This is a genomic window from Geodermatophilaceae bacterium NBWT11 (assembly GCA_014218215.1).
Taxonomy (GTDB): Bacteria; Actinomycetota; Actinomycetes; order Mycobacteriales; family Geodermatophilaceae; genus Klenkia.
Window position 1 is genome coordinate 1,015,425 of sequence record CP043652.1, and the last position, 12,432, is coordinate 1,027,856.

Annotated in this window: 10 protein-coding genes; 5 read left to right on the forward strand and 5 right to left on the reverse strand. The window is 70.5% G+C overall.

What is annotated here, in order from left to right:
- Window positions 1-35: 35 nt before the first annotated feature.
- Both F1C76_04800 and F1C76_04805 read left to right on the forward strand, forming a co-directional pair.
- A complete protein-coding gene (locus tag F1C76_04800; GenBank protein ID QNG39017.1) occupies window positions 36-1,181 on the forward strand; it encodes an ABC transporter ATP-binding protein in 1,146 nt (381 codons plus the stop codon).
- 26 nt (window positions 1,182-1,207) lie between these two features.
- The gene (locus F1C76_04805; protein ID QNG35997.1) at window positions 1,208-3,721 is read left to right on the forward strand and encodes a glycosyltransferase; all 2,514 of its coding nucleotides are present in this window, start codon (window positions 1,208-1,210) and stop codon (window positions 3,719-3,721) included.
- Between the two features lie 44 nt (window positions 3,722-3,765).
- Here F1C76_04805 and F1C76_04810 read toward each other — a convergent pair whose 3' ends face one another.
- Entirely contained in the window at window positions 3,766-4,656 is an 891-nt protein-coding gene (locus F1C76_04810) for a glycosyltransferase family 2 protein (GenBank protein ID QNG35998.1), read from the reverse strand.
- Window positions 4,653-5,819, reverse strand: coding sequence for a glycosyltransferase family 4 protein (locus F1C76_04815; GenBank protein QNG35999.1), 1,167 nt, complete (start codon window positions 5,817-5,819; stop codon window positions 4,653-4,655). The genes F1C76_04810 and F1C76_04815 overlap by 4 nt, the downstream gene beginning before the upstream one ends.
- Before the next feature lie 109 nt (window positions 5,820-5,928).
- Between F1C76_04815 and rfbA the strand changes: the two genes are divergently transcribed.
- Window positions 5,929-6,801 (forward strand): glucose-1-phosphate thymidylyltransferase RfbA, encoded by an 873-nt coding sequence (rfbA, locus tag F1C76_04820; GenBank protein QNG36000.1) that lies wholly within the window; start codon window positions 5,929-5,931, stop codon window positions 6,799-6,801.
- A gap of 7 nt (window positions 6,802-6,808) precedes the next feature.
- On the opposite strand, the gene F1C76_04825 is transcribed toward rfbA, so the two are convergent.
- Window positions 6,809-7,903, reverse strand: a complete 1,095-nt coding sequence (locus F1C76_04825) for a glycosyltransferase family 4 protein (GenBank protein QNG36001.1) — start codon at window positions 7,901-7,903, stop codon at window positions 6,809-6,811.
- Window positions 7,904-7,969: 66 nt separating this feature from the next.
- Here F1C76_04825 and F1C76_04830 point away from each other — a divergent pair, with 66 nt between their 5' ends.
- Both F1C76_04830 and F1C76_04835 read left to right on the forward strand, forming a co-directional pair.
- Entirely contained in the window at window positions 7,970-8,941 is a 972-nt protein-coding gene (locus F1C76_04830; protein ID QNG39018.1) for a glycosyltransferase family 2 protein, read from the forward strand.
- The gene (locus tag F1C76_04835) at window positions 8,938-10,020 is read left to right on the forward strand and encodes a glycosyltransferase family 4 protein (GenBank protein QNG36002.1); all 1,083 of its coding nucleotides are present in this window, start codon (window positions 8,938-8,940) and stop codon (window positions 10,018-10,020) included. The genes F1C76_04830 and F1C76_04835 overlap by 4 nt, the downstream gene beginning before the upstream one ends.
- A 7-nt stretch (window positions 10,021-10,027) precedes the next feature.
- Here F1C76_04835 and F1C76_04840 read toward each other — a convergent pair whose 3' ends face one another.
- Window positions 10,028-11,374: a glycosyltransferase family 4 protein gene (locus F1C76_04840; GenBank protein ID QNG36003.1), complete on the reverse strand. Its 1,347-nt coding sequence runs from the start codon at window positions 11,372-11,374 to the stop codon at window positions 10,028-10,030.
- 59 nt (window positions 11,375-11,433) lie between these two features.
- On the reverse strand, window positions 11,434-12,411 hold the full coding sequence (locus F1C76_04845) for a class I SAM-dependent methyltransferase (GenBank protein ID QNG36004.1): 978 nt from the start codon (window positions 12,409-12,411) through the stop codon (window positions 11,434-11,436).
- Window positions 12,412-12,432 lie beyond the last annotated feature (21 nt).

The window sequence follows — 12,432 nt, forward strand, 5'->3', positions numbered from 1 at the left end:
ACAAGGAGCGGAACCAGTCGCTCAAGGCCGCCCTCATGCGGGGCAAGCGGGCCACCTACGACGAGTTCTGGGCGCTGCGCAACGTCTCCTTCGAGATCCCGACCGGATCGACCTTCGGTCTCATCGGGGAGAACGGGTCGGGCAAGTCGACCCTGCTCAAGTGCATCGCCCGGATCCTCGAGCCCGACACCGGCGGGGTGAAGGTCAACGGCACGATGGCCGCGTTGCTCGAACTCGGTTCCGGGTTCCACCCTGAGATGTCGGGGCGGGAGAACGTGTACCTCAACGGCTCGATCCTCGGCATGAAGAAGGCCGAGATCGACCGGAAGTTCGACACGATCGTCGACTTCGCCGGCATCGACACGTTCATCGACCAGCCCGTCAAGAACTACTCCTCGGGCATGTACGTGCGCTTGGGCTTCTCCGTGGCCATCAACATCGATCCCGACGTGCTCCTGGTGGACGAGGTGCTCGCTGTCGGCGACGCCATGTTCCAGGAGAAGTGCATGGAGAAGTTCGCCGAGTTCCGGCGAGCCGGCAAGACCGTGGTCATCGTCAGCCACGCCATGGGCTCCATGCGATCCCTCTGCGACAACGTGGCCTGGCTCAAGCACGGTGAGCTCGTCGAGGTGGGCGACTCCAACGACGTGGTGGACACCTACGTCGACGAAGGGCACGTCGAACGGGTGGAGCTCTCCGACGGCAGTTCGAGGTGGGGCAGTGGCGAGGGCCAGCTGACGAAGATCGAGATGTTGGACGGTGAAGGCTCCGCGACCACCCGGTTCTACCCCGGCGACCCCGTGACGTTCCGGCTCCACTTCGACACGACGAAGCCGATCGAACGGCCCGTCTTCGGTCTGGCGATGGAGACGATCGAGGGTCTCTACGTCTGGGCTCACCACAGTCGCGACGGGAACATGGTCCCCGACCGGATCGACGGACCGGGGTCCGTGGACCTGGTGGTCCCCGCACTCCCCCTCCAGGCCGGCGCCTACGACCTGAACGCGTCCATCGTGGACTACACGACGACGCACACCTTCGACTTCCGGCGGTCGTGCTACCGCTTCGACGTCCTCAACCGCACGCCACACGAGTCCGGCGGTGTCGCCGTCCTGGGCGGGCAGTGGGGAAACCTCACCACGTCTGACCCGACGCCCCGCGTCACCACGACAACCGAGTGATCCAGGAAGAGAGCCCCACCGTGCCGGTGCCCCAGACGTTCCACCCGGGTGACCGGGAAGCCGGAGTCGTCTCCGTCGTCATCGTCAACTACCGAGGGGTCGAGGACACCCTCACGTGCATCCGCGGTCTGGCTGAGCTGGACTGGGCCGAGGACCGTCTGGAGATCGTCGTCGTCGACAACGCCTCCGGTGACGGCAGCGCCGAGACGATCCGGACCCAGGCGCCGCACGTGGTCCTGGTCGCCTCCGAGGAGAACACCGGTTTCGCCGGCGGTTGCAACCTCGGCGTGCGGCGTTCGCGGGGTGAGTACGTCGCGCTGATCAACAGCGACGCTCGTCCCGACCGCCGCTGGCTGGCCGAGGCGGTGGCCGTGCTGAAGAGCGAGACCTCGGTCGGGGCGGTCGCCTCCAAGGTCTTGGACTGGGCAGGCGAGAAGGTGGACTACGTCGGTGGGGGCGTCAACTTCCAGGGTCAGGGCTACAAGCTCGAGGCGGGCCGACCCGACAGCGACGAGTGGTCGACTCCCCGGGACGTCCTGTTCTTCACGGGTTCCGCCGCCGTGCTCCGGGTCTCCGCCTTCGCCGACGCCGGGGGGTTCGACGAGCAGTTCTTCATGTTCTACGAGGACGTGGACCTGGGTTGGCGTCTGAACCTGCTGGGCCACCGGGTGCGCTACGTACCGTCCTCCCTCGTCTTCCACCGCCACCACGCGTCCATCGAGAAGTTCGGCTCCTACCGCGAGCGGTACCTGCTCGAGCGGAACGCACTGCTGACGCTGTACAAGAACCTGGGCGAGGACGGTCTGCACGCGGCGCTGGCACCGGCGTTGATGCTCGCGGTCCACAACGCGATGCTGCTGGGCGGAGAAGACCCGACGGCGCTCGACCTGCAGCGGACGACGTCCGGTGACCGCGAGCCCGCCATGAGCGTCGACAAGCTCACCATGTCGGCCGTCCACGCCATCGACTACCTGGCCACGCACCTGACCTCGGTGGAGGCACAGCGTCGCGAGATCCAGGGCAGTCGGCTGCTCGCCGACGACGCCGTCCCCGGGCTCCTCGCCGGCATGCTCCAACCTGCCAGCCCGTTCGCGGAGTTCGGCCCGGTCTGGAGGTCCGCTGTCGACACGTTCGGCCTCGAGGGACACTTCTCGGTCCGGCGCAAGATCGCCGTCATCACCGCCGACACCCTCGCGCCCAGCATGGCGGGGCCCGCGATCCGCGCCTTCCACATCGCCGAGGAGCTGGCCGCCGAGCACGACGTCCGACTGGCCTCCACCACCGCGTGCTCGATCAGCCCCGCGACGGTCTCTGCGTCCTTCGTGAACGAGAGCAGGCTCCGCCTGCTGGTCGACTGGGCCGACATCATCGTCTTCCAGGGCTTCATCCTGCAGGCAGCTCCGTGGATCGCGGACACCGACAAGATCCTGGTGGTCGACATCTACGACCCGATCCACCTCGAGCAGCTCGAGCAGACGCGCGAGGACACCTACGACCAGCGCGAGCTGTGGGTCACCGCCACCACGAACTCGCTGAACCGGGACCTGCGCCGGGGCGACTTCTTCATGTGCGCCAGTGAGGAGCAGCGCCACTTCTGGCTCGGCCAGCTCGCGGGCATGAACCGGCTGAACCCCCTGAACTACGACCGCGACTCCTCCCTGCACTCACTCCTGTCGGTCGTGCCCTTCGGCATGGCGGCCGAGGACCCGGTGCGCACCGCTCCCGCCATCCGCGGGAAGGTCCCGGGGATCGGTCCGGACGACAAGGTGATCCTGTGGGCCGGCGGCGTCTACAACTGGTTCGACCCGGTGACCCTCGTGAAGGCGGTCCACCGCCTCTCCGAGACGCGACCCGACGTGAAGCTCTACTTCATGGGGATGAAGCACCCCAACCCGCACGTGCCCGAGATGAAGGTCGCCTGGGAGACGAGGCAGACCGCGGACGAGCTGGGGATGACCGGGCAGCACGTCTTCTTCAACGACACGTGGGTGGACTACGACCAGCGGCAGAACTACCTCCTGGACGCCGATCTGGGCGTCTCCACCCACTTCCAGCACGTCGAGACGACGTTCTCCTTCCGCACCCGCATGCTGGACTACCTGTGGGCAGGGCTCCCCATCGTGGCGACCGAGGGCGACTCCTTCGGCCGTCTGATCGAGTCCGAGGGGCTGGGGCTCACCGTCCCCGAGCGCGACGTCACCGCCCTGGCCGATGCCCTCGAGCGGGTGCTCTACGACCAGGAGTTCCGGAGCACGTCCATCGAGAACGTCCAGCGGGTCCGCGAACAGTTCCGCTGGCGCAGTGCGCTGGCGCCGCTGGTCGCGTTCTGCCGTGACGCGCACCGCGCAGCGGACCTCCAGACCCAGGCCCACGACCGCGCCCGGCTGGGTGTCGTCGTGCCGGCCATCACCGGGAGCATCGTCCGTCGCAACATCGCCTACGCCCGCGCTCGCCGCGCAGAGGTCGGGGTCGGCGGGATGATCAAGCACGGGGCGGTCAAGGCCGGGCGGTTGGCTCGACGAGGCGTCCAGCGCGTCTGAGCTGCAGGATCGGGGCGCCACCGGGAGGTGGCGCCCCGGGCGGCTCACGGGGAGCGGTCGTCGCGCCCTGCCGGGGCAGCCCCAGCGTCGATCCGTTCACTGAGTGAACTGGCCGCGAGCCTCGCAGCGAGTCCTGCCCTCAGTGCCAGGCGCAGAGGTGCGCGACTGGGCCCGGGGTGCCGGGCCGAGAGGAACCGCAGCGCGCTCACGTGGTGCGCCCGGCGCATCACACCCTGCACCCGCTTCGTGGAATGACCACCCTCGTGCACGATCTCGGCCGACGGCGCGTAGACGTGCCGCCACCCCCCGGCCCCCAGCCGGTCCCCGAGGTCGACGTCCTCGAAGTACATGAAGTACGCGGGGTCGAACCCACCGACCGAGTGGAACGCCTGAGCGTCCACCAGCAGGCACGCCCCCGACAACCACCCGGCGGGGCGTTCCCGGGGGGCTTCCCGCTCGCGGCGGTAGCGGGCCGTCCAGGGGTTCCGCGGCCAGGCGAAACCCAGGAGGGCATGACCGATGCCCGTGGACATGGAGGGGACGTCGCGGGCCGAGGGGTACACCTCGCCCTCCGGGGTCCGGATGAGCGGACCGACGGTGGCGGCGCGGGGCCAGCGGTCCGCCGCCGCCAGCATCTCGCCCACGGCGTCGCCCAGGAAACGCACGTCGGGGTTCGCGACCAGCACCCAGCCCGTCCGGACGTCCGCCATCGCCGCGTTGACCGCGGACCCGTACCCCACGTTGCCGCCGGTGTGGAGGACCCGCACCTCGGGACGCTCACGAGCCGCCCGCTCCGGGGCACCGTCCACGGAGCCGTTGTCTGCGAGGACGACCTCGACCCCGCGGGCTGACGTCCCTGCCAGGGAGTCCAGCAGTCCCTCGAGCACCTCTCCCGGGGAGAAGGTCACGACGACGACCCGCGCCAGGCGGCTCATGCTCGGACCGCCGTCGCGTACGTGGCCCGGTGGACCCGCGCACAGGCCGCCCAGGTGAAGGTCGCGGCCCGACGGGCTCCAGCCGAACGCAACTCCTCGGTGCGGCTCGGCGATCCGAGCAGGTCCGTGATGGCCGCGGCCAGGGACCCGACGTCGGGCTCCGCGTACTGGACCGCGTCTCCCCCCACCTCGGGAAGGGCGAGCCTGCGGGTGGTCAGCACGGCGGCCCCTGCGCTCATGGCCTCGAGGACGGGGAGTCCGAACCCCTCGCCCACGCTCGGGTAGACCACGATCTCGGCCCCGTTCAGCAGCGGAGAGAGCCGGTCCAGGGGCAGGTAACCGGGTCGGAGCAGACGCAGGGAGGACGGGACCCGCGCGACTGCGCCCTCCAGACGGTCGTCCCACCCCCGGCCCCCGACCAGCACCAGGGACGGCGGGTCGGGGGTGTCCTGACAAGCCGAGACCCACGCGTCGATGAGGGCAGGCACGTTCTTGCGGGGTTCCAGCGTCCCGAGGAACGCCAGGTAGCGCCCCGGGATGGCGAGCTCGACGCGCAACGCGTCCACCCGGTCTGCCGTGACGGGGTGGAAGACCGAGCTGTCGACACCGAGGTGGGCGACGTCGATGCGGGACCGGTCACCACCCGCCACACGGACCAGCTCGTCCCTGGTCGCCGCAGAGGGCGTGATGCACCTCGCGGCCCGTCTGAGCGAGACCCGTGACCAGGCGCGGAAGAACACCCGCTTGACGCGCAGGTGTGCCTCCGGGTGCGACCAGAAGGTCGCGTCGTGGAGTGTGACGACGACGGGGACCCTCGCCAGCAGGGGCATCGTGTAGTGCGGACAGTGCACGACGTCGGCTCCGACACTCCGGGCCATCCGGGGCAGAGCCACCTGTTCCCAGACCAGCCGAGCAGGTCGCCGACGTGCCCACGAGGGGGCCGCGAGTCGCCGGACCGTGGGGACGAGATCGGCGTAGTGCTGGGCGTCGTGGTCCTGGTGGACGACGACGACGTCCTGTCCCTCGGCGACGAGCGCCGGCAGGAGTTCGTCGACGTACCTCCCCACCCCACCCCTGTCACGCGGGACGGAGGTCGCGTCCACCAGCACCCGGGACGTCGGTGGAGGGGCGGTCTCTGCACGAGCGTCGGGTGCTGTGGTCATCGGTGTCCGAGCATAGTTCTCAGCCCCTCCGGACCGGGCCACGCCGCTCGACCGGCACCCGCCACGCACAGGGTCACACCCTGCCGGCGGTGGCCGATAGGGTCCTGGGATGCGCGGCATCATCTTGGCAGGCGGCAGCGGGACCCGGCTCTACCCGATCACCAAGGCGATCAGCAAGCAGCTGATGCCGATCTACGACAAGCCGATGGTGTACTACCCCCTCTCGCTGCTGATGAACGCCGGCATCCGCGAGGTCCTGGTGATCACCACGCCGGACGACCAACCGGGGTTCCAGCGGTTGCTGGGGGACGGTTCCGACATCGGGATCGAGATCACCTACGCCGTACAGCCCCGACCCGAGGGCCTGGCGCAGGCGTTCGTGATCGGCGCGGACTTCATCGGTGCAGAACCGGTCGCCCTGGTGTTGGGGGACAACATCTTCTACGGCACCGGGTTGGGCGAGAGCCTGAGGGCGAACACGAACCCTCACGGTGGGCACGTCTTCGCCTACCACGTGGCCAACCCCACGGACTACGGCGTGGTGGAGTTCGACGACGGCGGCAGGGTGATCTCGATCGAGGAGAAGCCGACGTCGCCCAAGAGCTCGTACGCCGTCCCCGGCCTGTACTTCTACGACAACCAGGTCGTCGACATCGCCTCGAAGGTCACCCCCAGCCCCCGGGGTGAACTGGAGATCACGGCGGTCAACGACGAGTACCTCCGTCGTGGGGAGCTCACCGTCACGGTCTTGGAGCGCGGCACGGCCTGGCTGGACACCGGCACCCACGCCTCGATGATGCAGGCGGCCGAGTTCGTCCGGGTGGTCGAGGAACGACAGGGTTGGAAGATCGGGTGCATCGAGGAGGTCGCATGGCGTCGCGGCTTCATCGACGACCAGAAGCTGGCTCTGCTCGCCGGACCGCTGAAGAAGAGCGGGTACGGGGAGTACCTGCTGGGCTTGCTGGAGGAGACCGGCCGCTGATCCGGGCTCAGACGAGGCTCTCGTAGAGGCTCGTCAGGTCGCCGGCGGCCTTCGCCCACGTGCTCCTGGCCGCCACCACGAGGCCGGCCGAGACCATGCGGTCGCGCTCCGACGGGTCACGAACGACGTCGGCGAGGACCGCCGCCAGCGCGCGGTGGTCGCCGACACCCGCTGTCCTGGTCGCGGATCCGCCGGTCTCCACCAGTGCCGGGTCCGAGGACGTCACCACGGGGACGCCGGCTGCCATCCCCTCGAGAACGGGCAGCCCGAAGCCCTCGGCTCTGCTGGGGACGACGAGGACGGTGGCTCGGGACAGGACGACGGCCAGGTCGGCGTCTGAGACGCGACCCAACAGCCGCACCCGCCCCTCACTGAGCCCGTGGCTCTCTGCCAGCGCCATGACGTCCACCCCACCCCACCCGGACTGGCCGACCACGATCAGAGGCAGGCTGACGTCAGATGGCTCCGCGAGAGCCCGGATCAGCACGTCGAGGCCCTTCCGGGGCTCCAAGGTGGCCAGGCTGAGCAGGTACCCGTCCGGGGGCAGATCCAGTGCCACCGCGCGGTCATCTGCGTCCGGTGGCGGAGTGGTCAACCCTCCCCCGACCCCTTCGCCGATGACGTGCACGGCCCGCGGGGTGAGGTGGGCGACGAGCGCATCGGCCACGGCCCAGGTCGGGACCACGACCGCGTCAGCGGTGTGGGCCACGCGTTCGGCCATGGCACGGTGCCAGGAGACCCCCCGCGGCGTGAGCGTCTCGGGATGGGTCCAGGGGACCGTGTCGTGGAGGGTCACGACGAGGGGGCGGTCCCGCCTGGGCGGGGCGAGCAGGGTGGGGGCGTGCACCAGGTCCGCCCCCCGGGGGACGGGGCCGAGGCCCCTCTCCCAGGCGGCGATGAGGCCCCGCCGCGGAAGCGGCAGCCGTCTCGGCCCGCGCACCCCGCGGATCTCCGCGCGCTCGGGGGACCGGTGCCACGCCGTCCAGGTCTCGACGTCGAGCCCCGGACGCTCGGACAGTGCGCGGACGACCTCAGCGGCGTACCGGCCGGTCCCCCCGGGGACCGGGGCCAGACACTGCTCCACGACAGCTGCGACACGCATCGGCTGAGCCTAGGTAGGGTCTCCGCGGTGGACCACCGGCACCCTTCGGACGACCCGCCGCACCCGGTGGTGACCCGGGACGTCGTCGTCGTCGTCGTCACCTGGCGAGGGGTGGAGTTCCTCGGCGACTGCCTGAGGAGCCTCGGGGCGCAGACCCTGGAGCACCGCGTGCTCGTCGTCGACAACGCCTCGGACGACGGGACCGCCGACCTCCTGCGTCGGGAGTGGCCGGCGACCGAGGTCCTGCGCACCGACCGCAACCTCGGGTTCGCCGGGGGGGTCGCAGCCGCTCTCGCGGTCGTCACGGAGCCGTTCGTCGCGCTCCTGAACGACGACGCCGTCGCCGATCCCACGTGGTTGGAAGAACTCACCCGGGCGTTGTCCCGCAGCCCTGAGGTCGCCGCCGCGACCGGCCTCGTCCTCCTGGGGGACGGCGCCACGGTGAACAACGCGGGGAACGTCCTGGTGGAAGACCTCTACGGCGGCGACCGGGGATACGGGGCCGACCCCGCCCGGTTCTCGAGTCCGGACGGGGTCTTCGGCTTCTGCGGGGGTTCGGCCCTCCTCCGGAGATCCGCTGTCCTCGAGGTGGGCGGCATGGCAGGCGAGCTCTTCCTCTACTACGAGGACACCGATCTCTCGTGGCGCCTGAGGCTGGCCGGGCACCAGATCTCCTTCGCACCGCGGGCTCGGACGCGGCACCGTCACTCAGCGAGCAGCGACCAGACCTCGCGGTCCTTCGCCCGGTACAACGAGCGGAACCGGTTGCTCGTGCTCGTGCGGTGCGCGCCCGCGTCCGACGCCACGTGGCAGCTGGTCAAGTTCGTGCTGGTGACCGCATCGATCTCCGCACGTCACCTCCGGCGCCGGCGCTCGGGGACGCCGTGGCAGCAGCACCCCGGCCTTCGGCTCGCGGTGCTGGGTGAGTTCGCACTGCACCTGCCCCGGGCCCTGCGCCGCCGGCGGCAGATCGGTCGCACGAGCGTCGTGTCCCGGGACCAGGTCCTGGCTGACTGGGGTCCGGGGAGGACGACGTGAGGGTCGCACTCGACGCCACCCCACTGCTGGGCCCGCGGACGGGCGTGGGCCAGTACGTCGACAACCTGGTCCGCTCCCTGGCGGGCCGGGGTGACGGCCCCGAGATCGTCCTGACCCCCTTCACCCTGCGCGGGGGAGAGATGCCGTCGGACGTACCGGCCGGCGTGCGGTGGAGACACCTCCCGGTACCGGCTCGGCTGCTGCAGCGTGCGTGGAGCCGGTCTCCTCACCCGTCGGTCGAGTGGTTCTCCGGTCCCGTCGACGTCTTCCACGCCACGAACTTCGTGTCCCCGCCGACGCGTCGTGCGCGGAGCGTGGTCACGATCCACGACCTGGGTTTCGAGACCTCGCCGGAGTCGGTGACCGCAGAGGTCGCGAGGTACCGGGAGCTCGTGCCCCGTGGACTGCAGCGGGCATCGGTGGTGCTCACCCCGTCCGAAGGCGTGGCGCAGGAGGTCCACGACGTCTACGGCGTGGCCACGGACCGCCTCGTCGTCAGCCCCCTGGGCGTGAGTCCGTCGTGGTCGCAGGCCGTCCCCCTCACCCGCGAGCAGCTGACGGAGCTGGGACTCCCGGACCGGTACCTGCTCTTCGTCGGCGCACGTCAGCCTCGCAAGGACCTCCCCACGCTGCTCGCGGCACATGCCGCGGCCCGGGCGACCCACCCTGACGTGCCGGACCTCCTCCTGGTGGGGCCCACGGGCTGGGGCACCCCCGTCGAGCCCGGCCCGGGGGTCGTCATCCGGGACCACCTGCCACGTGACCTCCTGCAGCGACTGGTGTCCACAGCGGACGCCGTGGTGATGGCCTCGCGGTACGAGGGGTTCGGACTCCCGGTCCTCGAGGCGATGGCCAGCGGGACGACTGTCCTGGCCAGTGACATCAGCGCGCACCGTGAGGTGGGGGGTGCGGTCCCTCGCTTCTTCCCCGTCGGGGATGCCGAGGCCCTGGCCCACCTCATCGTGACCGCTGTCCCGGACCAGGAGCGGGTGGCCCTCGGGCGTGCCCGCGCCGCGACCTTCACCTGGGAGGCCTGCGCCGAGGCCACTCTCACGGCGTACCGGCGCGCGTTGAGCTGACCCGGGGTCAGGACCCGGTCAGACGCCGGACTCGCCCGAGAACACGACGAACCACCTCGCGCACCCCGCCCTGGCGGACGTAGAGGACCAGGGTGCGGACGTCACCCCCGACACTCCAGCGCCTGGCCGGTGCCTGCATGCCCGGCGGACGCACCGCTGCGATGCCGGCCAGACGGTCGGCTGCCGGGCGGGGGTCACGGCAGTAGGCCAGCAGCGGCGCCAGCACGGTCGGCCAGGTGTACTCGTCCCGGACGCCCTGCACGGCTGCCCTGGCGTCGGCCGCCGCGGCGGGGTCCAGGAGCAGTCGCCGCAGCGCGTCCCGCAAGGCCGGGGCATCGCCTTCGGGGACGCTGGCGCCCAGACCCCGTGCGTCCACCAGGTCGGCGAAGTGGTCTCCCGTCGTGGTGACCACGGGCAGTCCCGCCCACAGGTAGTCCAGGATGCGGGTGCGGAAGGAGAACGCCGTCTCGACGTGGTCGAAGTGGGTGCTGACTCCGATGTCAGCGTCCAGGAGGTGGTTCTGCCGCTGGGAGTACTCGACCCAGCCGGAGTTGAAGAAGACGTGTTCACCCGTGAGGCCCAGGCGGTCGCTCAACGCCCTCGTCGCCGTGGCTGCCCGCATGCGCGGCACGTCCGGGTTCGGGTGCTTGAGCCCCATGAAGTAGAGCCTGACGTCGTGCACGTCCGCGCGCAGCAGGTCCACGGCCCGCACGACGGTCTCGGGGTCGAACCAGTTGTAGACCCCGCCCGCCCAGATGACGACCCGGTCGTGTGCGCCGATGCCCGGGACCACCCCCCTGATCCCAGGGCCGTCACGACGCGGGGGGTCGGCCGACAGCCCGAACGGGACGACGTCGATCAGACGCCGCAGTGTGCGGTCCTCGTCGTAGGTGCGGGGGTTCAACCTCCCGGCGGCCGCCAGCTGCCCCAGCCAGAAGTCACGCTGCTTCTCGCTGGCGCAGATGAAGAAGTCGCCCCGGACCATCTGGTCGTTGAGGGTGTTGACCGCTCCGGCGACGATGCGTGCGTACTCGTCAGGCTCCTCGTCCTTGGCCTGCTCGAGCTGCTCCAGGTGGAGCGGGTCGTAGACGTCGCACACCAGCAGCACGTCGGACTCGGTGATCCAGGGAGCAGCGGTGAGCAGGTAGCCCTGCACGATGGCGACGTCAGCCCATGCCACGTGCTCACGCAGTCCGTCGAACGTGACCGCGGCCGTCTCGAAGCCCTCGCCCGGGCGGTCGCAGGCGCTCGTGCTGACCAACCTGACGTCGTGCTCCCGGCCCAGTTCACCGGCCATGTGCCAGGACCGGATGGCCGGACCCGCCATCCGGTCGGAGATGGTGTCCCCGCACACGACCAGGACCCTGCGCTGCCTGACGGCCTCCGTCGTGCCGGCCTGCGTCACCGGCGCTGTCAACCCCGCAGCCGGCCGTAGACACGCCGCGGGAGGGCGACTGCGCGGAACGTCTTCGTCGCCTCCGTCCTGGCCACCAGCTGCTCGGCGCTCTCCCGCCCGTCGAGCGCCGTCTGCAGGGCCTGCTCGGCAGCCGCCAGCTCCCGGACGACCTTGTCCCGGTCGACGGTCATGGCGTTCAGGGCCACGTCGGTGTGCTCGGCACGGGCCTGGCACTGCGAGTGGGCGGCTCGCAGCTCGGCGAGCTCCCTGTTCGCGTCCAACAACCGCCAGGCCACCTGCGACTCCGCCCGGACGACGTCGTCGGGCGCAGCCCTGAGGACGAACTGGTAGACCCCCGATTCCGGGTCCTGACGGACTGCCTCGACGAGCTCGGCGGGGTAGTCAGCCGGGTCGAGCTGCAGCTCCGTGCCGAAGAGCGGCGCGTACGTCGCCCGGACGTCGACCGGGACCATGCCCGCCTCGCGGAGGAAGGCGTCGAGGTTGGACCGGGTGAAGAAACGGACGTGGGTCTCGTCCAGGAGTCCGGTGGACCGGTAGTCGAACTTCCCACGCAGCAGTGCGAGCCGGACGTCACCGTGGGCGATGTTCGGGACGGAGATGACGACACTGCCCCCGGGGACGAGGAGCCTCCTTGCCCCGCGGAGGACCGGGAGGGGGTCCCTGAGGTGCTCCAGGACGTCACCGAAGACGACGACGTCGAACGAGGCGTCCTCGAAGTCGTCGTAGATCCCCGGTGCCTCGAGGTCGCCGACGACCACGTGGTCCAGGAAGGGCCTCGCCTTGTCGGCCGAGGCCTGGTCGTACTCGATCCCCGACACGGCGTTGCCGTGCTCACGCAGCGCCTTCGCCAGGTACCCCGTCGAACAGCCGACGTCGAGGACCCGCTTGTTGGCGCCCACCAGCGCCATCATCAGGCCGTGACTGGTCTGGTCCTCTCCGGCGGACAGTTCGATGTCGTACTTGGAGACGGACACGATCAGCTCCTCGGGACAGGC